23 protein-coding genes are annotated in these 20,009 nt (G+C 63.3%); 15 read left to right on the forward strand and 8 right to left on the reverse strand.

Annotation, left to right across the window (positions count from 1 at the left end; translation table 11 throughout):
- The first annotated feature begins 180 nt into the window (after positions 1–180).
- The gene (locus VIO10_RS03995; protein WP_331959697.1) at positions 181–807 is read left to right on the forward strand and encodes a hypothetical protein; all 627 of its coding nucleotides are present in this window, start codon (positions 181–183) and stop codon (positions 805–807) included.
- A gap of 85 nt (positions 808–892) precedes the next feature.
- Here VIO10_RS03995 and VIO10_RS04000 read toward each other — a convergent pair whose 3' ends face one another.
- Genes VIO10_RS04000 through pgeF form a run of 5 tightly spaced genes read right to left on the reverse strand, consistent with a single transcriptional unit; the run spans position 893 to position 5,358 of the window.
- The gene (locus VIO10_RS04000; RefSeq protein WP_331959700.1) at positions 893–2,128 is read right to left on the reverse strand and encodes an acyl-CoA dehydrogenase family protein; all 1,236 of its coding nucleotides are present in this window, start codon (positions 2,126–2,128) and stop codon (positions 893–895) included.
- 23 nt (positions 2,129–2,151) lie between these two features.
- The gene (locus VIO10_RS04005) at positions 2,152–3,261 is read right to left on the reverse strand and encodes an acyl-CoA dehydrogenase family protein (protein WP_331959703.1); all 1,110 of its coding nucleotides are present in this window, start codon (positions 3,259–3,261) and stop codon (positions 2,152–2,154) included.
- A 33-nt stretch (positions 3,262–3,294) separates the two neighbouring features.
- Positions 3,295–4,401: a Gfo/Idh/MocA family oxidoreductase gene (locus VIO10_RS04010; protein ID WP_331959706.1), complete on the reverse strand. Its 1,107-nt coding sequence runs from the start codon at positions 4,399–4,401 to the stop codon at positions 3,295–3,297.
- Positions 4,401–4,562 carry a hypothetical protein gene (locus tag VIO10_RS04015; RefSeq protein ID WP_331959710.1) on the reverse strand — a complete coding sequence of 54 codons (162 nt, stop codon included), beginning with the start codon at positions 4,560–4,562 and terminating at the stop codon, positions 4,401–4,403. The genes VIO10_RS04010 and VIO10_RS04015 overlap by 1 nt, the downstream gene beginning before the upstream one ends.
- 4 nt (positions 4,563–4,566) lie before the next feature.
- Positions 4,567–5,358 carry a peptidoglycan editing factor PgeF gene (pgeF, locus tag VIO10_RS04020; RefSeq protein ID WP_331959713.1) on the reverse strand — a complete coding sequence of 264 codons (792 nt, stop codon included), beginning with the start codon at positions 5,356–5,358 and terminating at the stop codon, positions 4,567–4,569.
- A gap of 93 nt (positions 5,359–5,451) precedes the next feature.
- Between pgeF and VIO10_RS04025 the strand changes: the two genes are divergently transcribed.
- From VIO10_RS04025 to VIO10_RS04040, 4 genes are read left to right on the forward strand one after another with little or no spacing between them, the layout of a single operon-like run.
- Positions 5,452–5,673 (forward strand): hypothetical protein, encoded by a 222-nt coding sequence (locus tag VIO10_RS04025; RefSeq protein WP_331959716.1) that lies wholly within the window; start codon positions 5,452–5,454, stop codon positions 5,671–5,673.
- 16 nt (positions 5,674–5,689) lie between these two features.
- A complete protein-coding gene (uvrA, locus tag VIO10_RS04030) occupies positions 5,690–8,602 on the forward strand; it encodes an excinuclease ABC subunit UvrA (protein ID WP_331959719.1) in 2,913 nt (970 codons plus the stop codon).
- A gap of 37 nt (positions 8,603–8,639) precedes the next feature.
- Complete coding sequence (locus VIO10_RS04035; RefSeq protein ID WP_331959722.1) at positions 8,640–8,810, forward strand: hypothetical protein; 171 nt, start codon at positions 8,640–8,642, stop codon at positions 8,808–8,810.
- A gap of 4 nt (positions 8,811–8,814) precedes the next feature.
- Positions 8,815–9,729 (forward strand): RluA family pseudouridine synthase, encoded by a 915-nt coding sequence (locus VIO10_RS04040; protein ID WP_331959725.1) that lies wholly within the window; start codon positions 8,815–8,817, stop codon positions 9,727–9,729.
- Positions 9,730–9,756: 27 nt separating this feature from the next.
- On the opposite strand, the gene VIO10_RS04045 is transcribed toward VIO10_RS04040, so the two are convergent.
- Entirely contained in the window at positions 9,757–10,197 is a 441-nt protein-coding gene (locus VIO10_RS04045; protein WP_331959728.1) for a hypothetical protein, read from the reverse strand.
- A gap of 349 nt (positions 10,198–10,546) precedes the next feature.
- On the opposite strand from VIO10_RS04045, the gene VIO10_RS04050 reads away from it, so the two are divergent.
- The gene (locus tag VIO10_RS04050; protein WP_331959731.1) at positions 10,547–12,463 is read left to right on the forward strand and encodes a TolC family protein; all 1,917 of its coding nucleotides are present in this window, start codon (positions 10,547–10,549) and stop codon (positions 12,461–12,463) included.
- A 58-nt stretch (positions 12,464–12,521) separates the two neighbouring features.
- On the opposite strand, the gene VIO10_RS04055 is transcribed toward VIO10_RS04050, so the two are convergent.
- On the reverse strand, positions 12,522–12,932 hold the full coding sequence (locus tag VIO10_RS04055; RefSeq protein WP_331959734.1) for a nuclear transport factor 2 family protein: 411 nt from the start codon (positions 12,930–12,932) through the stop codon (positions 12,522–12,524).
- A 247-nt stretch (positions 12,933–13,179) separates the two neighbouring features.
- Here VIO10_RS04055 and VIO10_RS04060 point away from each other — a divergent pair, with 247 nt between their 5' ends.
- From VIO10_RS04060 to grxC, 6 genes are all read left to right on the forward strand, one after another.
- On the forward strand, positions 13,180–13,920 hold the full coding sequence (locus VIO10_RS04060) for a ComF family protein (protein WP_331959737.1): 741 nt from the start codon (positions 13,180–13,182) through the stop codon (positions 13,918–13,920).
- Complete coding sequence (locus VIO10_RS04065) at positions 13,917–14,492, forward strand: class I SAM-dependent methyltransferase (protein ID WP_331959740.1); 576 nt, start codon at positions 13,917–13,919, stop codon at positions 14,490–14,492. Before VIO10_RS04060 ends, VIO10_RS04065 begins: the two co-directional genes overlap by 4 nt.
- Positions 14,492–15,529, forward strand: coding sequence for a phosphoribosylformylglycinamidine cyclo-ligase (gene purM / locus VIO10_RS04070; protein ID WP_331959743.1), 1,038 nt, complete (start codon positions 14,492–14,494; stop codon positions 15,527–15,529). Before VIO10_RS04065 ends, purM begins: the two co-directional genes overlap by 1 nt.
- A gap of 15 nt (positions 15,530–15,544) precedes the next feature.
- On the forward strand, positions 15,545–16,225 hold the full coding sequence (gene purN, locus VIO10_RS04075; RefSeq protein ID WP_331959746.1) for a phosphoribosylglycinamide formyltransferase: 681 nt from the start codon (positions 15,545–15,547) through the stop codon (positions 16,223–16,225).
- On the forward strand, positions 16,222–16,911 hold the full coding sequence (locus tag VIO10_RS04080) for a TIGR04283 family arsenosugar biosynthesis glycosyltransferase (protein WP_331959749.1): 690 nt from the start codon (positions 16,222–16,224) through the stop codon (positions 16,909–16,911). The genes purN and VIO10_RS04080 overlap by 4 nt, the downstream gene beginning before the upstream one ends.
- 67 nt (positions 16,912–16,978) lie before the next feature.
- Complete coding sequence (grxC, locus tag VIO10_RS04085; RefSeq protein ID WP_331959752.1) at positions 16,979–17,248, forward strand: glutaredoxin 3; 270 nt, start codon at positions 16,979–16,981, stop codon at positions 17,246–17,248.
- A gap of 100 nt (positions 17,249–17,348) precedes the next feature.
- Here the strand turns inward: grxC and VIO10_RS04090 are convergent, their stop codons facing one another.
- Positions 17,349–17,792, reverse strand: coding sequence for a hypothetical protein (locus tag VIO10_RS04090; protein ID WP_331959755.1), 444 nt, complete (start codon positions 17,790–17,792; stop codon positions 17,349–17,351).
- A gap of 193 nt (positions 17,793–17,985) precedes the next feature.
- Here VIO10_RS04090 and VIO10_RS04095 point away from each other — a divergent pair, with 193 nt between their 5' ends.
- The 3 genes from VIO10_RS04095 (at position 17,986) to VIO10_RS04105 (ending at position 19,906) form a co-directional block, all read left to right on the forward strand.
- Complete coding sequence (locus VIO10_RS04095) at positions 17,986–18,822, forward strand: hypothetical protein (protein ID WP_331959758.1); 837 nt, start codon at positions 17,986–17,988, stop codon at positions 18,820–18,822.
- A 344-nt stretch (positions 18,823–19,166) separates the two neighbouring features.
- The gene (locus VIO10_RS04100; protein ID WP_331959761.1) at positions 19,167–19,547 is read left to right on the forward strand and encodes a hypothetical protein; all 381 of its coding nucleotides are present in this window, start codon (positions 19,167–19,169) and stop codon (positions 19,545–19,547) included.
- Positions 19,548–19,606: 59 nt separating this feature from the next.
- Entirely contained in the window at positions 19,607–19,906 is a 300-nt protein-coding gene (locus tag VIO10_RS04105) for a hypothetical protein (RefSeq protein WP_331959764.1), read from the forward strand.
- Positions 19,907–20,009 lie beyond the last annotated feature (103 nt).

The following is a 20,009-nucleotide window of genomic DNA, read 5'->3' on the forward strand; positions in this document are numbered from 1 at the left end:
CGAGGGCCGCGCTCAGAACCGCCGGGTCGAACTGGTGCCCAATCAATAAGCCGGGCCGAGATTGAAACGTCCGCAAGCGGCCGCAGCCCCCGATGGGACTGCGGCCGCTTTTTTCTCTGCCGCGGCCGTTCTGCCATGCTGACGATGGTGCGGATTTTTGCTATAGAAAACATCGCTACGATGTCTATAGGAACACTCGAAATAAGAGCCGCCGTCGCCACGCTCGCAATCACAGCGCTGTTCGCGGCGTCGTCGGCGCGCGCCCAATCGAAAGCTCCGGATGCGGCCGCACCGGCAACGCGCACCGACAATGACGCTGGCGCGGCGGCTGCACCGGCATCACCCGGCTCGGCATCGCAAAGCGCAGCCCTTCCCGAGGCATCCGCTTCACCGGCGGCGAAGAAGAACACGCTGGAGCAAAAGGTCAAAGCGCTGGTTGCGAAATATACGCCCGAGCGGCTCAAGCGCGATCTGGAATTCAAGAAGGCCGCCGCGCTGTTCCCGAATTTTTGCCGTCATTGGGAGCAGGATTTGCACGACCGCGAGATCAACAATCTGTCGAAATTGAAATTCCGTCTGAAAGATGGTTTCGAGACCGCGACTTACACTGCTTATGGCAAGGTCGCCGGCTGCGAATCGCATCAATCCAAAGACGGCTACTCGATCGGAAAGATCACCTACGAGGAATTCATCTACTACCTGGCCGGCAAGTCCGAGGATGAAGCCAGGCACGCGCCGCCAAGGGCCATCAGCGATACTCGCACCACGGAAATTTTCCGCTGGGATAACGACAAGTGGTTCTACTAGACCAGTGAAAGGGTGAAGGATTAGATGCAGAGAAAAGCGCCGCCGGACGATTCCAGCGGCGCTCGCGGTTTCAAAACGCGCGATTCTAGTTCAATTCCTTGCTGCTGTAGTTCAGGATTCGGCGCGCGATAATTATCATGTTGATCTGCTGCGTACCTTCGAAAATGTCGTTGATCTTGGCATCGCGCATCCATTTCTCGAGCAGGATTTTGCGCGAGTAACCAAGCGGCCCCAGCAGCTCTACCGCCTTCTGCGTGATCGCCGTAACCGCCAGGCCTGCCTTCGCCTTTGCCATCGAGGCCTCGAGGCTGTTGCGCTTGCCGGTATCGAGCATCCAGGCCGCCCGCCACGTGAGCAAGCGCGCCGCCTGCAGTTGCACTTCCATCTCCATGAAGTCGCGTTCGACGGCGCTCAGGCGCCGCGGCGACATTCCGTAGCGGATAGCTACATTCTGTTGCTTGAGAAAGTCGCGCACGAAGTCCAGCGCCGCGCGTCCCACTCCGAGCGCCATGGCCGCAACGATCGGCCGAGTCGCATCGAAGGTCGCCATCACGTCCTTGAAACCGCCTTCTTTGCGGACTTCAGCGCTGCCCAGAATATGGTCGAGCGGAATCCGGCAGTTGTCCAACACGATCATGGCGGTGTCGGAGGCGCGAATACCGAGTTTGTTCTCGACCCTGGTCACCGTCATGCCGGGGGTGTTGTGTTCGACGACGAACGGCTTGATGCCGGCGCGTCCCGCGCTCTTGTCAACCGTAGCCCACACCACCACGAAGCCTTCGGATTTCTCGGCCGACATCTGGCCGGCGGTGACGAAGATTTTGGTGCCGTCGATCACCCAATTGTCGCCGTCGCGGGTTGCAGTGGTCGTGACCGCCGACGAATCGGAACCGAAGCCGGGCTCCGTAATCGCCATCGCGCCCCACTTCGGCTTGCCTTCCTTGAATCGTTTAAGAAACCGCTCCTTCTGCTCGGGCGTTCCCGCCGCCATCACCGCCGCGCCGCCGAGTCCCGAATTGGGGGTGGACAAGTAAAGCCCGGCGTCGCCCCAGCACAGTTCCTCGGTGCTGAGCACGGTGAGCAGATTGGCGCGTCGAGGCGCCGAAGGTTTCGATGGGTCGGGTTTTTTGCTCTTGTCGTCGCCGATCTGGATGTTGGAGGCGGCAGCCGACGCCGACCACATCGACTCGTAAAATTGGGTCGGTTTTTGATGCTCGTGCTCGTCGCATTCGCGTGAGATCGGACGCATCATCTGCTCCGAGACCATGTGGTACATCTTCAGCTGGTTCAATACTTGTGGTTCGAGTTCAAAATCGATCATGATTTTTTCTCCGTGGCGGCCTGCTAGACCGTTGCGATCCCATCGATTGCAGAAAATCCACGCGCATTGCGCAGCCACATCTCGACCGGGTGCTCGCGGATGTAACCGTGGCCGCCGAGCACCTGAACGCCGTTGTCCGTCACTTTGAGCGCACTCTGCGCGACATAATTCTTGGCCAGGTAGCTTTCCTTCAACGCATCGCCGCCCTTGTCCAATTTGAAAGCCGCTTCCCACACCAGCAGGCGCGCCGCGTCGATTTCGATTGCCATGTCGGCCAGCATAAATGCGATCGCCTGTTTAGTCGCGATCGGCACGCCGAACGCCTTGCGCTCCTTGGCATAGTCGCGCGCGTATTCGAACGCGGCATTCATCACCCCGACGCCCATCGCGGCAAGCGCGACCCGCGACTGGCTCATCAGGCGCGAAAAGTCGATGCCCTTGTCGCCGCCCACGCGCGCATCGGCGCCGACGCGGCAATCCTTGAGCGTCAGCTCGTAGGTCGCGAGCGCTTTGAGGCCCATGTTTTTTTCGCGTTCCGAAATCGTCACGCCCGCCGCGCCGCGCGGAACGATGAAGCCGTCCACGCCTGCAAAACCCTTGGCGGCGTCAGTTGCCGCGTAGACCAGCATCGAATCGGCTTCGGCCGCGAGCGGCACGTAACACTTGGCGCCGTTGAGGACGAATCCGCCGCCGTCGCGCCGGGCCGATACTTGCAAGGCAGACAGATCGAAATCGAATCTAGGCTCCATGACGGCCGCGGTCGCGGCGGCGAAGTCGGCGCCGGTGAATCGCTTCAAATATTTGGCGCGTTGATCGTCGGTACCCATCTCGACGATCGGGAATGCGAACAGCCGCGGCGCGAGCACGTGGATTGCGATCGAAAGATCGCCGAAGCCGAGTTCTTCGGCGACGATCGCGCCGGTCACCGCCGGGCGGGTATCGCCGCCGCCGCCGAATTTCTCCGGTACGGCGCCGCTGACAAATCCGAATTGCCACGCCTTGGCCACCAGGGGGGCGGGAATCGCGCCGCTTTCGTCGGCGGGCCGCGCGGCGGGGCGAATCTCGTCGCGCGCGAAGGCGCCAACGCTGTCGCGGATCATCTGTTGTTCTTCACTGAGTTCAAAGTCGATCATAAATCGGACCCCATCCTCGGTTAAAGTAACGCTTTAAGTTCCGATCGGCACCGCAGCCCGCGAGCGTGCCGACTCATATGCCGCTTCCACCATCCGCTGCGCCGCCACCCCGGCCGCAAATTCGGGGTCCGGCGCGCACGCTCCCTTGAGCGCGGCGACGAAGGCCGCATCTTCGGCGGCGTACGGAATCGCCAGCCAATCCTCGATTGGCGCCAGGTAGGGCCGCTCGCGCAGAATTTTCTCGCTGAACCGGGCCATCACTTCGCTCTCGCTGACGATCTCCTCTTTGGCGCCGGACCCGCGCTGAAACAGGATCGGCCCGAGCGTGTCGGCGTCGGACGCAGCAAACAAGTTCTCGGCGAAAACTTCAAGCCTCCGATTGCTCGGGCGCCCGATCATCCGATGCCATACCGAAGTGAGCTGGCCGTGAAAGCCGCCCGCAAACTCCATCGCGGTCGCGCCGAAGTCTTCAACTCCATCGGCGCCATTCAAGTTGCGGGTGCGGCAGGAGAGGCTCGTGACCGGCCCGAACATCCACGTCAGCAGATCGAAGTCATGAACGCTGTGCTCGATGAGGGTGCCGCCGGCGGTCAGCGACGGATCGTTGCGCCACGCGCTCGCGTGCGCGCCGCGAGTCGGAAAATCCTGATCGCCGCGCATCGTGACGCTGAGCAATGTCCCCGCGTCCGGCTCCTTGAACATCGGCTTGATCACGTTGTAAACGGGCGAAAAGCGCAGCACGAGGCCCACCTGGCTCATCACGCCGGAAGCTTTGATCGCCGTAGCCATCTCGGATGCTTCCGCCACGCTCATCGCCAGCGGCTTCTCGCAGAAGATATGCTTGCCGGCGCGCGCGGCGGCAATACAGGCCTGGCGATGCATCGCAGTCGGCGTGCAAATCCATACCGCGTCGATCGATGAGTCCGCGATTATCTCTTCGGCCGACTCAAACGCCCGCGCGCCATCCCATCTGGCCGCGAGCCGCTCCGCCGCCGGATGCGACAGGTCGGCGACGGAGACCACGCGGACGCTTTGCTCGGTGCGGTCGGCGACGCAACGGAGCATCATCGAATGCGTCTGGCCGATGAGGCCGGCGCCGATGATTCCGACACGAATCTGTCCCCTGACGAGGGTTGGCATCAGAAATTCCCGGATTTTTTCTCGCGGCGAAGTTTTTCCAGCTCGCGCTCGCGCTTGTATTTGGTCGGGTCTTCGATTGCGCGCGACGGCGGCGCCATGGGCTTGCGGATTTTCGCGATCAATCCGCCCGCGCGATGTTTCTTTGGCTTGCGTTGAGGCATATGCCTACTCGGCGAAGCCGACAAAGCTCATCTGCAGGCCGGTCGCGTCACCGCCCGCTGCGCGCCGCGAAAAAAAACGATCGGATGCGCATCGAGTGCACGGACCGACGCTCGCAATGTTCGCGGCGGCGAGTCCCGCGCGTTCGAGCTGGTCGCGGACGACAGCGCGCAAGTCGATATAGGCTTTGCCGGGACGCCCTGCCCTCGTATGAATCCGCGCGCCGGCAATCTCACGGCCGAAGCGACGCCCAAGCTCGGCGTCAACCTCGAAACAACAATTGCCGATCGACGGTCCCATCGCGGCCGCAATGTCGGATGCGCAAGCGCCCATCTTGACCATCGCGCGGACGCCGGCGCCGACGATATCCGCAATAGTGCCACGCCATCCGCCGTGCAATGCGCCGGCTATTTTCCGTTTCGAATCGACCATCAGTATCGGCACGCAGTCGGCCGTGTAAACTCCCAGGATAACGCCGGGCTCGGCAGTGACGAGCCCGTCGCCGGCGGGGCGCAGCGCCGCGGTGTCGCGAGTCGCGGCGTGAACGACGTTGCCATGCACCTGGTTCAGGCTCGCCACCAGCTTCAGGTCCGGCGCCTCGCGACGCAAGCGCTCCCAGTTGGCATCGACGGCACGTTCGTCGTCGCCAACCCAATAAGAAAGATTCATCGAGGCGAACGCGCCGGTGCTGACGCCGCCGGTGCGCCCGACAAATCCGTGGCAGATCGAGGCGTCGGGCCATGCGCGAAGGATTTCGACGGGCTTCAAGTCGGGCGATGATTCGGTGAGGGTTTCCATGTCGAAGTGCTCGGCGGCGACGGTGCGGGTTGTTCGCTGGTCGCAGGATAACCTATAATTCTGATCTTTGGAATTTGAGGTTTTGGAGCGCCTATGAACGGATACGAATACCTGGTGGCGCGAAATCGCTTGATGCAACGGCTCAGCGAGGAACTGGCGCGGCTGGCGCCGATGCCGGTTACGGAACGCGACGCCGAAACCCGGCGCATCGAGGCGAAGTTCGACGTCCAGCTTGCCGAGTTGTACGCAAAAGTCGCCGGCGAATTTCCCGGCGAGCGCAAAAGAAAGGCGCGGCCGATCGTTGACCCTCGGTAAGTAGCTGGGAACAAGCTTGGATCGCTCAATCAGTATCCGAGGCGCGCGCACTCACAACCTGGCTGATATCTCGCTCGAAATTCCCCGCGACCGGCTGACCGTAGTCACGGGCGTGTCGGGCTCCGGCAAGTCGAGTCTGGTTTTCGACACCGTTTATGCCGAGGGTCAGCGCCGCTACGTGCAGAGTCTGTCGACTTACGCGCGGCTGTTCCTGGAACGGATGGAGCGGCCGGACGTCGATGCTATTTCCGAGATTCCGCCGGCGCTCGCGCTGCGCCAGAAGAACACCATCAAGAATGCGCGCTCGACGGTCGGCACCGTCACCGAAATCAGCGACTATCTGCGGCTGCTGTTCGCGACCGTCGGCCACACGATTTGTCCGCAATGCGGCGGCGAAGTGAGCCGCGACACCGTCGAGAGCGCAGGCGCGCGAATCCTCGATGAGCCCGGGCTCTACGTCGTGCTGGCGCCGTTCGAGGCGGGTTCGCGCTCGATTGCCGACGCGGCGGGCTACCTGATTGCCAACGGGTACCATCGCCTGTACGCCAACGACGCGATCACCGAGACCACGGAGTTCGCCGCGCGCGCAATCGCCGCCGAAGCGCAGAACGGTTCCGCGCCGCCGCCGAACAGTCCGATGATGGTCGTCGTCGATCGCATCTCGGTAAGCGGCGAAGGCGAAAGCGAACGCGTGCGCGAGGCGCTGGAAAAAGCCTTCTACCTGGGCGGCGGACGCGCGCGGGCGGTCCGCGTCGAGCGCGATAATGGCAATACGCACAGCGTCGGCGCGCTCGATTTCGACCGGCGCTTCAACTGCTCGCGCTGCGCGACGGCGTTTACTGAGCCGACCACGGCGCTGTTTTCGTCGAACAGTCCAATCGGCGCGTGTCCCGAATGCGAAGGCTTCGGCCGCACGGTCGAACTCGATCTCGGCAAGGTGCTTCCGAATCCGAAGCTGTCGATGCGCAATGGGCTGGTCGCGCCGTGGCGAACGCCTGCGTATCGGGAAATGAACGAGCGGATGCTGAAGCTGGCGCGGCGCAGAAAAATCCGCACCTCGGCGCCGTTTGGCGAGATGACCGACGAGGAGCGCGCCTGGCTGCTGGACGGCGACCCCGGTCCGCGGGCGAAATGGGACGAAGACAAATGGCCGGGGGTGCGAGGCTTCTTCAAGTGGCTGGAGGGCCGCCGCTACAAGACTCACGTGCGAATCCTGCTGGCGAAGTATCGCCGCTTCGTCACCTGCCCTGCCTGCGGCGGCGCCAAGCTGAAGCGCGATGCGCTCAACGTGCTGGTGGACGGCCTGTCGATCGCCGGCGTCGGGCGGCTCTCGATCCGCGACCTCGCCCTGTGGCTCGACAAGATCGGATCGATTCCCGAAGTCGCCACGCGCGCGGCGGTGGTGATACGCGAGCTGCGCAATCGCGTCGGCTACCTGGTCGAGGTGGGACTGGGATACCTGACGGTCGAGCGGCAGGCGCGCACGCTGTCGGGCGGCGAGGCGCAGCGGATTCATCTCGCCAGCGCGCTGGGCAGCCTGCTGGTCGGGACGCTGTATGCACTGGACGAGCCGACGGTGGGCCTGCACGCGGCGGACGCAAGGCGGCTGCTGGCGGTGTTGCACAGTCTGCGCGACTTCGGCAACACGGTGATCGTCGTCGAGCATGACCCCGCGATGATCGCGGGCGCCGACTATGTGGTCGAGCTCGGCCCGGGCGGCGGCAGCGAGGGTGGAGAACTGACGTACTCGGGTCCGCCGGCGAAGGCGAACCTTGACAGCATGGCGGCGTCGCCGGGACGCGTGCTGCTGATGCGCGCGCTGGCCAAGCGGCGCAAATTCACCAGGCGCGATCCCGCGATTCGAATCGCCGGCGCGCGCGAGCACAATCTGGCCGGCATCGACGCGGCAATCCCGGCGGGGCGGATGGTTTGCGTCACCGGAGTTTCAGGATCGGGAAAATCGACGCTGGTCGAGGACGTTCTGTATAACAATTATCTGCGCCGCTCGGGCAATACCTCGGTGGAGCCGGGCCAATGCGATCGGATCGACGGCTTCGAGCTGATCGGCGACATGGTACACATGGGACAGGAATTGCCGACGCGCTCGATGCGCTCGAATCCGGCGACCTATCTGAAAATCTACGACGAAATCCGCAAGCTGTTCGCTGCCAGTCCCGAAGCGCGCCGGCTGGGCGTGCAGGCGCGGCATTTTTCGTTCAACGTCACGGGCGGAAGATGCGAGAAGTGCAGCGGCACGGGCACCGTCACGATCGAGATGCATTTCATGGCGGACCTCGAGGTGAAATGCGAGGCGTGCGACGGCCGCCGCTTCCAGAGCCATATTCTCGCGCTCAGGCTGCGCGACTTGAACATCACCCAGGTGCTCGATCTCACCGTGGAGGACGCGCGCAGGTTTTTCATCCATCATCCCGCCATCGTCAAGCGGCTCGACGCGCTGATTGCGGTCGGCCTCGGCTACATCCGGCTCGGGCAGACCACCTCGACGCTGTCGGGCGGCGAGGCGCAGCGGCTCAAGCTCGCGCGATTTCTGCTGGCCGATCTCGAACCCGCGCCGGCCGGCGAACACGGGATGCATCTGCCGCGGATGTTCATCCTCGACGAGCCGACCACCGGGCTCAGCTCCACCGACATCAAGCGCTTGATCAAAGTGCTCAACCGGCTGGTCGCCGAAGGCAACACCCTGGTCGTGATCGAGCACAACCTCGAGTTCATCGCGAACGCCGACTATGTCATCGATCTCGGACCCGGTGGTGGCGACGAGGGCGGGCGGATCGTGGCGGCGGGCTCTCCGCTCGAAATCGCGGCGTGCGAGAAGTCCGAGACCGGCCGCGAGCTGCGGCGCTTGTTCGGATTGCCCGAACATGGCCGCCAGGCCCGCTCGGCTTTGCGCGCTGCCGCGGGAGCATAGCCGGGAGTATAGTTTGGTCAGTCGGCAAGGAGGAAATATGCGCGAATACAATCGTCTGACGCGGGGCGCAACCCAGCTCGGCTTCGTAGATGTGCTCACCGCGGTAATTCTGCTTGGGATTCTGCTTTACGCCGCGACCGTTCAATTTTCCGTGTACAACCGGCCGCCGGCCATCCCGATTTCAACCGGCGCTGCCGCGAGCCGCTAACTCCTTGCCGGACGCAGCACCATTGCAGGGCGCGATAAAGGAACGCCTCGATCGTTATCTCGTGCGGACCGGCCTGGCGTCCTCGCGGCGCGTTGCGCAGGAGCTGGTCGAGCGCGGGATGGTGCGAATCAACGGGCGGCGCTCGAAGAAAAGCGAAATCGTCGGCGCCGAGGATCGGGTTGAAGTTGCCGCCGCGGATCGCCACGCGGCAATCGAGCCGAACGCCGGCCTGGCGCTCGAAGTTATCCACGAAGATGCGGCCGTGATCGTCGTGAACAAACCCGGCGGCGTCCCCTGTCATCCGATCCAGGCGGGAGAGCGCGACACTGTCATGAATGCGGTCGTCGCGCGATTCCCGGATACCGCCAGCGCCGGCGAAAAGCCGCTCGAAGGCGGACTGGTGCATCGGCTGGACAATGGCACTTCGGGCGCGCTGCTGATCGCGCGCAATCGCGGCGCGTTCGAGAAACTGCGCGACGCGATTGCGGCGGGACGAATCGTGCGTCGCTATGAGGCGCTGGTCGCCGGATCGCTCGAGCGCAAGATTCAGATCGATGCGCCGATCGCGCATCACGCCAAAAACGCGCGCAAGATGGTCGTCGGCGATCCCTCCAGTGCCAGTCCTAAACGCGCCGGGCGCGCCGCCAGTACGCTCGCCGAGCCAATCCGGCGCGTGGGCGAGTTCACGCTGTTGTCGGTCGCGCCAAAGACCGGCAGCCGCCATCAGATTCGCGTGCATCTGGCGAGCCTCGGCCATCCTATAGTTGGCGACACGCTTTATGGCGGCCCCGCGATCGCGACGCTCGCGCATGGGCGCTTCTGGCTGCATCTATGCGAGGTAGCGTTCGACTCGCCGGCGGTCGGTCACGTCAAAGTGATTGCGCCTATTCCGCCGGACTTGAAGAAGCTTATCGACTAGCCCGGAAGCAGCACGGCCGCCAGCGCCTCAGTTGCAGGCGCATCGCGTGCATTGGGTCGCCAGCTGCGTTGTCTGCGAGCGTTGCAGGAGAAAAGATTGTCCCACCGAGGTTGACACCTGCGCGCGTTGCGTGAACGCGGTGCCATTGTAGAGCGTTGGCCTTTGCTGGTTCAGCGTGGTTCCCTGCGCCGGGATGTACGCCGACGGCGCGTTCGCGTTCAGCAGGTAGTTGGCGCACTGCCCGCGCGCAGACTGGCTGGCAAGCACATAGCTCGGCGACGAGACGACGCCCGCCCATTGGGTCGCAATTCCCGGCGCCGTACAGGTGCATCGAAATGCGCGCGGCGTCGGCGCCGCGGATGCAACTGCTGCAAGCGTAGTCCCGGGCGCCGGCGCCAGAGCAGGCAGCGCTCCGATCGTCGCGAAGGCTTGTGGCTGACCGGGAGCCACAGGTGCAGTCAGTGGCACTGGTCCCGGCGCCGCGGTAACTTGCGCCAATGGCTGCCGCGAGAGTCTTGACTCGCTCAGCGCCAGCATAAGGATCGGGGACACGATGAGTACTGCGATTACCAGCCTGACAGCGCGCATACCATCTCCAGTTGCGACTCGCGAAAAAGTCCGGCCGCCTTCGATGCCGCAAGACAAGGCGGGCGGCCTTGGCTATAATCGCGGGCTAATTGGCGCCGCGCAAGCGCTTCAGTTCGATTCGGCGCTGGCAAATCGACCCCAAACTGCTGAGTCAAATTGTGTAATCGGCGCGCGCGGAAGCGGCGGGCCATCGCCGGCGATGGCAACAGTACCAAGGAGGTTCGTTTGTATGTCGAGAAATAAATGGGTGTCGTTTGCGATGCTGGCTATTTCCGTGCTCTTGCTCGGAGCCTCGATCGGATTCGCCCAGGATCAGCTCAAGGTGACCGGCTCGCCGCCCACCACGCCGTTGCCGCCGCCGAATCTGACCGGACCGATTCAGATGCAGTCCCTGCCGGTCGGGCCGCAGACGCCGCCGCAGGCCAGCGTGCCGCCCAGCGCCTCCAACCAGTTCGAGCATCACGATGATTTGTTGAATCTGCCGCGCATCTTCGCGCATCAGTGGTCGCTGACCCGCGAGATCGCGCCCGAAAACGTGATCAGCCAGCGCTACCTGCGCTCCGAAAGTCCCACCGCGCGCGGCCTCACGCTCAAGGAAGCCATCTACATCGCGATGCAAAACAACCCGTCGCTGAAGGCCGCCGAACTCGACCCGGTCGCCTCGATGGAAACCGTCAGGGAGGCCAACGGAACCTTCGATCCGAACCTTACCGCGCAGGGTGACGTCGAAAAGAGCGTCGTGCCCGTCACCTCCCCCTTCCAGACCGGTGCCGCCGGCGGGTTTGTGCAGAAATTTTATGATTGGAACTTCGGCCTCAACAAAGTCTCCTCGGTCACCAATGGAACCTGGGGCGTGACCTTCAACAACGATCGCGCGCTGTCGAATTCGCTCTTCGCCGGCGTCAATCCCGCTTACACGCCCAGCCTCGAACTCTCGCTCTCGCAGCCATTGCTGCAGAACTTCGGCTGGCAGTTCGCAACCATCAACGTCCGGATCGCGGAGTCGGGGCAGAAGCAGGCGCAATGGACTTACGGCCAGGCGCTGCAGGATTTCGTGCAGAAAATCGGCGGCGATTACTGGAACGTCGTGCTCGCCGAGGAAAATCTCGAGGTCGCGCGCGCCGCGCTGACCTTCAATCTCGACCTGGTCCGCCAGAACGCCATCAGCGTCAAGGTCGGCACGCTTGCTCCCATCAATCTGCAGGAAGCGCAATCGGCGGCCGCCACCGCCGAGGCCAACGTGTACACCGCCGAAGCCAACCTGAAAAATTCCCGCACCCAACTGCGCCAGGACGTGATGCTCAATCCGTACCGCACCTTCATCCCCGAGGAGATCCAGCCGCTCACGCGGCCCAATCCCCAGGAGCAGATCGTCGTCGATGAGGAGCGGGCGCTGGAGCTCGGCGTGCAGTACCTGCCTTCCCTGGGCAGTATGCGCGAGGCGATTCGCGACGCTTTGCTGCAGGTGAAATACTCGGAGAACCAGGTCCTGCCGCAGCTCAACCTCGGCGCGCAATTCGGCCTGACTTCGGTCTCCGGCTTTACGCCTTGCATGAAGCCTCTTGGCGTACCCTCCCCGGGGAAAGCAGGCAGCGGGAATTGCACTCCGGCCGGTTACGCTCTGGACGCGGGCAGCAAGGCGCCGTTCGGCGGAATCTACGGCGACTCGCTCGATCGCCTGTGGGGCTTCAGCTATTACAACTACGCCGCCGTGCTGACGTTCCAGATGCCGCTGGACAACGCCGTACCGCGCGCCGCTCTGGCGCAGGCTCGCGTACAATACGAGCAGCAGCGGGTGCTGTATCGAGCGGCGCTGTCGCAGGCGGTGGTCAATGTGGAGAGCGCAATCTCTAATCTGTATGCCGATCAGAAGCGCGCCGCCGCGACTGCCTCGGCAACTTACTACGCTCGCCAGGCGCTCCACGACGAGCAAGTGATGTTCCGGGTCGGAATGGCGACCACGCACGACCTGCTGCAATACCAGGAAGAGGAAGTGAGCGCGGAGGGCAACCAGGTGCAGGCCGAAGTCGATCTCGAGAACGCCAAGCTCGCGCTCGCGCACTCCGACGGCACGATCCTGCAGCAGTTCCAGATCAATTGGGAAGTGCAGAATCCGCACGAAGTGCCGTGGTACGCGGCCTTCTAACGCGGTAATCGGCGACACGAAAATGCGGCGCACTATTTTGCGCGCGGACTAAGGAATCTCAGTGATGCCCGAGGATCGTCACTTGACGGCTGGCAAAGCGCCATCCCGCAGGCGTCTTGCGCAGCTTGTCCGTGTAATAGCCAACCGTCGATTGCTGCACCCGCCCGTCCTTGCAATGGTAAAAGACCAGGTAGGCGGTGCCGGTGCCGCTGGCGCCGTCGAGTTCGAAGGCCGGATTGGCGACCACGTGGAGCACCTGCGCGCCGCCGAGTGATTCCTTGTGCAGCGCCGCGAATCGTTCGAGACCGGCGCGTCCGCTGTGCTTGCCGAAGCGCGGGCTCTCGAAGACGCCGTCCTCGGTGAAGCAATCGACCCATTCATCGTAGCGGCCGGCGTCGATCGTCAGGCAATAGCGCGCGTGCAGCGCGCGAACTTCCTCGCGATCTTCGAGCGTTCCTGTTATCGCCATCGCATCAACTCCCCCGTATCGCCGTCACCTCCGTGAGCGGCGCTCAAATCACTTTCTCTATACCACATCCGGCGAATTGACTTCGCGCGCAAACGGCCGCGCAACCGCCGCGAGTCCTACCTCGCCCCAGTTAAGGCGTTCGCTTTCCGCCCGACTTCTCGCGCGACAACCCAGCGTGTCTTAATACTGCGCTGCCGTCGCAACGGCCGGGCTTGAGTTTGGGCGCCGTCGGACGCATCAATCATACATGGCCGCGCTCGCCCAGCTTCTCGACTTTCTGTATCCACCGCGATGCCCGGCATGCGGGACATCGCTCGCATCCGAAGCGGGACCACGACCGCGCGTTTGCGCTCAATGCGTGGCGCGAGCCGAGCGGATGCCCGAGCCGCGCTGCGAAGTGTGCGGTGGACCGCTCGAGTCCGCCGTCAGCGGCGCGACGCGATGCGCCCGATGCCTCGCGCATCCGCCACGCTATCGAATCGCACGCACTATCGCGCGCTATCGAACCACCGCCGAGGACGAACCCGGCAGCCTGCCCGCGCTGATTCGCCGTCACAAGTACGGCCTCGATCAATCCGTCGGCCGCGCGCTGGCGGATTACCTGGGCGACGAGCTGCCGGTGTCGGCTGACGATTACGATGTCGTCATCCCGGTGCCGCTGCATTGGCGCCGCTTGTGGTGGCGCGGATTCAACCAGGCCGCGCTGCTCGCCGGCGAAGTCGCCCGGCGGCTCGATCTTCCGCTGGATACCACCGCGATGTCGCGCCGGCGCTTCACCATGCCGCAGACCTCGCGTCACCACGGCGAGCGCGTCAAGAACGTGCGCCGCGCGTTCGCGGTCACCAATCCCGACCGCGTCAGGAATCGCCGCGTGCTGATCGTGGACGACGTGATGACCACCGGCGCCACGGTCGATGAATGCGCGCGCGTGCTGCTTGCGGCCGGCGCGGCTTGCGTGGACGTATTCACGCTCGCGCGCGTGCTATGAGCGAATCGCTGCGTGCCGGCTGGGACGAACGCCATCGCGGCCAGCCGCCCGGCGAAGCCGAGCCGTTCCTGGCCGCGATGCTCGCGCGAATCCCGCGCGGCGTCGCGCTCGACGTCGCCGCCGGACGCGGGCGCAACGCGCTCGCGCTCGCACGAGCCGGGATGCAGGTGCTCGCGGTCGATCTCTCCACGGAAGCGATGCGCATCCTCGCCGCGGCTGCGCGGACCGCGCGACTGGCCATCTGGCCCGTGGTCGCAAACTTGGATAGCTTTCATCTCAAGGACGAATCTTTCGACGTCATCGTGAACATAAACTTCCTCGACCGCGCGCTGTTCCCGAAATTTGCCCGGGCGCTCAGGCCCGGCGGCATTTTGATCGCCGATACGTTCCTGGTTGACCAGGCTGCGATCAGCGCGCCACGCGATCCGCGCTTTCTGCTCGATCGCGGAGAGCTTCGCGCGCTCGCGGGCGGACTCGAGATCGAGGAATACCGCGAAGGGTTGACTGCTTATCCAGGCGGCGAGCGCGCCTTTCGCGCGTCGATGGTGGCGCGGCGAAGGAAGGCGAACTGATGGCGCCCGGGATGACGTACAAAGCGGCCGGCGTCGATATCGCGCTGAAGCAGAGCCTGATTCCGCTTTTCGGTTCGATCGCCAGGACCACGGCCGGCGCGCACGTGATCGGCGGAGTCGGCGGCTTCGGCGCGCTGGTTGGACTCAACGCGGCGCGCAAGATGCGCGCGCCGGTGTTGGTCGCGGGCACCGACAGCGTCGGCACCAAGCTCATGATCGCGTTCGAGACCGGACGTCACGACACCGTCGGAATCGACTGCGTCGCGATGTGCGTCAACGACATCATCTGCCACGGGGCGCGTCCGCTGTTCTTTCTCGATTACATCGGCTCCGGCAAGCTGCAAAAAAGGACCGCGCTCGACATCGTCAAGGGCATCGCTCGCGGATGCGCCCAGGCCGCCGTGAGCCTGGTCGGCGGCGAGACGGCGCAGCTCAGCGGGTTGTACAAGCCCGGCGAGTACGACCTGGCCGGCTTCGCGGTGGGAATCGTCGAACGCGCGCGGATTCCCAAGCCGTCCAGGGTGCGCGCCGGCGACGTGCTGATCGCACTCGCATCCAGCGGACTTCACTCCAACGGCTTCTCGCTGGTGCGCCGCGTTCTGCTCGAGCGCGCCAAACTCAAGCTCGGCTCCAACATCGCCGAGCTGGGATGCACGCTGGGCGAGGAACTTCTGCGTCCCACGCTCATCTACGCGCGCGTCGTCGCCGAACTGTTCGAGCGCTTCAAGATAAGCGGGCTTGCCAATATCACCGGCGGCGGCGTGCTCGAGAACCTGCCGCGCGTGATGCCCGAGAACACCCGCGCAATCCTCGAACGCGGCAGTTGGCCGACGCCGCCGATTTTCGACATGATTCAGCGCCTTGGCAAAATCCGCCGCACCGAGATGGATCGCACCTTCAACAACGGCCTCGGGATGGTCGCGATCGTGTCCGCGCGCGAGGCCGAGCGCGTCGTCGCTCATTTGCGCCGCCGCGAATATGGAGCATATGTTGTCGGCGAAGTAAGGCGCGGCAAGCGCGGAGTGTCAATTCACTGAGCCGCGGCTGATTCGATGGCGGAAAATCCGACGGTCAAACTCGGCGTCCTGATTTCCGGCGCCGGCACCAATCTGCAAGCAATAATCGACGCGATTCTCCGCGGCGATCTCAGGGCCGAAATCCGTCTCGTCATATCGAATCGGGCCGGCGCGCAGGGACTCGAGCGCGCCCGCCGCCACGGAATCGAGACCATGGTCATCGACCATCGCAAGTTTACATCGCGCGAGGACTTCGACCGCGCGATCCTCGCCGCGCTGCTCGATCGCTCGGTCGAGCTGGTCGCGCTGGCGGGCTTCATGCGCCTGCTCTCGCCGGTGATGCTCGAGGCGTTCCCCGGCCGCATCATGAATATCCACAACAGCCTGCTGCCGTCGTTTCCCGGCATTCACGGGCCGAAGGAGGCGATCGAATACGGCGTCAAGATAGCAGGATGCACGGTTTTCTTCGTCACTGCGGGTGTCGACGTCGGCCCGGTGATCGTGCAAGCGGCGGTGCCCGTGTTGCCCGGCGACGACGAACAACGGCTGGCGGCGCGCATCCTGCTCCAGGAGCATCGCATCTTTCCGCACGCGATCGCGCTCTTTCAGCAGGGCCGTCTCGAGATCCAGGGGCGTCGGGTTATCATCAAGGGCGATTCGGCCACGCCGAACTCCCCGCCGCTGGTGAATCCTCCGGTGGATCGATTCGAAAATTGAAACCGCTTTCGGTAATCGTGCCGATGCTCAATGAAGCGGCCACCATCGCGAGCACGCTGGGCGCGCTTCGGCGCGGCGCTCCCGACGCGGAGATCGTCGTCGTTGACGGCGGCAGCATCGACTTAAGCGCCGCCATCGCGCAACCATTGTGCGACACGTTGATTGGCGCATCGCGCGGCCGGGCGCACCAGATGAACGCGGGCGCGCGCGAATCGCACGGCGGCGTATTGGTCTTTGTCCACGCAGATACGATCGTGCCGTCGAGCTTTGCGGCTGACATCGCATCGGCATTGTCCGATCCCGCGGTGGCTGGCGGACGATTCGACGTGAAACTCGACTCGAGCGCCATCGCCTACCGGATTATTGGCGCGATGATCAGCATCCGCTCGCGAATCAGCCGCACCGGCACTGGCGATCAGGCGATCTTCGTGCGCCGCGACGTCTTCGATCGCCTCGGCGGCTTCCCCGATCTCGAGCTATGCGAAGATCTCGAATTCACGCGGCGGCTCAAGCGCGCCGGACGGGTCGCATGTCTGCGCGCCCGCGTGACCACGTCCGCGCGCAGATGGAATCGCGACGGAGTGGTGCGTACCATCGTAAGGATGTGGCTGATTCGCGCGATGTACTTGACGGGCGTGGCGCCTGCTCGTCTCAAACGCATGTACTCCGACACCCGTCAGCCGTGAAAAGACTGGGCGCGGTACTGGACAGGCTTTTTTCGCGCGGATAAGAATTGCTCAAGCGAGGTACTGCTTGCCGAAAGTCGAAGTGTACACAACTACCTACTGCGCGTTCTGCGTGCGGGCCAAGAACCTGCTCAAGAGCAAGGGCGTGGCTTTCGATGAAATCGATGTGACCGACGACGACGAGTTGCGCACCAAGATGATCCAGATGTCCGGGGGGCGCTACACGGTGCCAGAAATTTTCATCAACAGCAGGATTATCGGCGGCTTCGAGGAATTGAAGGCGCTCAACGACTCCGGAGAGCTCGACGATTTATTGGCCGAGCCGGCGCCAGCCTGAACCGCCACGACTCGTCCTCAACCATCGGAAATAGAGACGGGCGCATCGCGGCCTGGTTGCCGCCACGCGCCCGCCTTCGATCGCGCTTAATCGCCAGCCGCTAGTTGCTCGACGGCGACGCCACCATTCCCTCGTTCATGTGATGCAAGGCTTCGCGGTCAACCGACGAGTCGTATTTGATCGCCTTTGCCGTGACCGTGAACTGCGAGCCGTCGGCCGAGAGCGTCTGATTCTCGTTCACGATCGCGTCGATTGTGTCAGGCCATTTTTCGTAGGCCATCTTCTTCAGCTTGTCGCTGATCTTCGCTTCCTCGATCGCGTCGGGAGAAAACGGCTCCGTATAACTCAGCTCTCCAAGCTCCGTGTATGGCTTGCCAGCCGGCGGCCCTTCCGTGGTGACCCAGATATGCGCCATGTCAACGCGATGCACGAACACCGCCTGCTTTTGTTCCTGCTCCTGACGAGCAGCTTGCATGGCGCCGCATGCAGAAACTCCCAGCGCCAGTCCAATCACCAACAATTTTAGAATTTTCGATGAACGCATGTCCTTCCCCGTTGATCCCTGTCGGTCTGAGTTCAATTATAGCCCCGCCGCCGCATATGTCTAATCGTAGCCTGTCAGGTGCTCGACTCACATTTTATTTCACCGAATGGCACGCTGGGGCAAGCGGTACGATGACGCTTCGGGCGCCCCTGCATCTCTGTCCGGGATGCGCCGCGACCGATAGTATTCCGGCGTGACCAGATTCGCCGCCTGCTTCATCCTCGTCTTCGGAGAACTCGCCTGGGGCGGGCTCTTCGCACTTGCGATTCCGCCCTTCTTCAACGTCGAGCGGGGCTTTTACAAATCGAGCGCCTCGGTGTACCTGGCCGCATCGCTGACGACCGCGATCGGCCTGGGGTTGCTGGCGTTGCGCGCCGGTACTGCCGACGGACCGGGCGCGGGCTCATTGTGGATGGCGGCAGCGCTGTGGACCCTGTCGAGCGCCGCCGTCGCCGTCTATCTCTACACCCTTTGGACTGAAAACGGGCTGCTCCGCGCGCGCTCGTACGCGCTTGGCTTGGGCCTGGGCCTGGTCGCCCTAATCGCCAACGTGATGCTTCTGATGCCCCGCGGATTCGGCGCGGTCGCGGCGGTCGCCTACGGTCTTACTGCAATCACCTCGGCGCTGGTCCTGGGATTGGTGAGCGGCGCGATGCTGTTTGGACATTGGTACCTCATCGACCTCGAGATGCCGGTCGATTACCTGCGCACCTTCGTCCGGCTGCTGGGAATCGCGCTGGTCGCGGACCTCATCGCGCTCGGACTCGCGATCGGACTGCCCGCAACGCTCGGCAGCGCCGGCGCGGTCGCGGGCGTTCATGAGTTATTCGCCGCGCACCTCGGACTGCTGGGATTTCGCCTCCTGCTCGGTCCGGTCGCCACGATCGTGCTGGTCTGGATGTCCTGGCAGACACTGAAAATCCCTGAGACGAGGGCGGCTACGGGTCTGCTGTACATCGCGGTGATGTCGGTGCTGGTCGGCGAGATGCTCGGCCGATTCATTTTATTCCGCACCGCAATCCCGCTCTGACGCCGGCGCCGGCCGCTACGTGGCGCGCCCGGAGGATTCGAACCCCCAACCCTCAGATCCGAATGTCTGATCCTGCCTATGACCTCGGTTGCTCTCGGTCAATGTTTTCAAGGCTTTTTCGGGCGTCGTATGCACTGAGTATGCGTCGATTGCGGTGCGTTTCCATCAATTCGATCACACTTGATCACACTGACCAGCGAAAAAGCGCGCGGGTGGCATTATTCGCTCCCGCGATCACTGTGTTGGACAGCCGTTGTCATCGACACTCTCTAGTCGGTTCCGATCTCGCGACGAGCGAGATACGATTGTGGCAGTCAGAAAACTTAGGCGAGGCGGTGAACGCGGTGGAGAATGCGAACTTGAAGCAGGAGACGAAGGAACTGCTCATACGGCAGCCGGAGTGGGCGCCGATCCTCATCAGCTGCGTGCAATTCTCGCGTGAGAGCGCAGACGGTGTGCTTGACGGGTCAGCGGTGAGGAACCGCGCGCAGATGTTCGGTTGGTCACTCGTTCCCCTGCTGACGCTTGGAATTCTGGAGAAGGCCGGACCGGCCCGAAAGCACGGCCACGTCGGCATCAATCGCATGCGCGACGTGCAGGCCGTCGAGAACGCGCTGACCGAGCTTGGGTACGACGTGCACGCTAAGCTGCCGGGCGACTTCTTCGCACAGCACGAAAAATGGCTCCATCGCACCGCGATGAGCGCCATGGCACGATCGGCGTGATGGCGCGGCTCGCGAGCGACGCGGGCGCTACTCAGTGCGTCCGTCGCTGATTGAACAAGATGACGACCCCAACGAAAGGTATCCGCGTCGTCAAGCGCCGACGCGCCAGGTCCGGCTTCATTGACTTCGCGGACAAAGTCACAATTCGCGATAGTCGCGACTCAGAGATCGCTTTTGTGCCCTTCTTCGTGCCACGCACCAAAGGCACGGAACTATCTTTTAAAATAATCAAAATCAAAAGCGACCCTTTGCGGGAAGAAGATCGCCAAAACGAAATATCTTTCAGTCAGTCCGAAGGACTAAAGCTACTTGACATTCTTAATGGCCTGCACCCCGAAAACTCAGCCGAAATGAGGTAGAGTCCGTCGCCTGAAAAGGAGACGGACAATGAAAGGGAGTCGCTTCAGCGAGGAGCAGATCATCGGGGTGCTGCGCGAACACGAGGCCGGGGCAAAGACCGAG

Source organism: Candidatus Binatus sp. (assembly GCF_036567905.1).
GTDB lineage: Bacteria > Desulfobacterota > Binatia > Binatales > Binataceae > Binatus.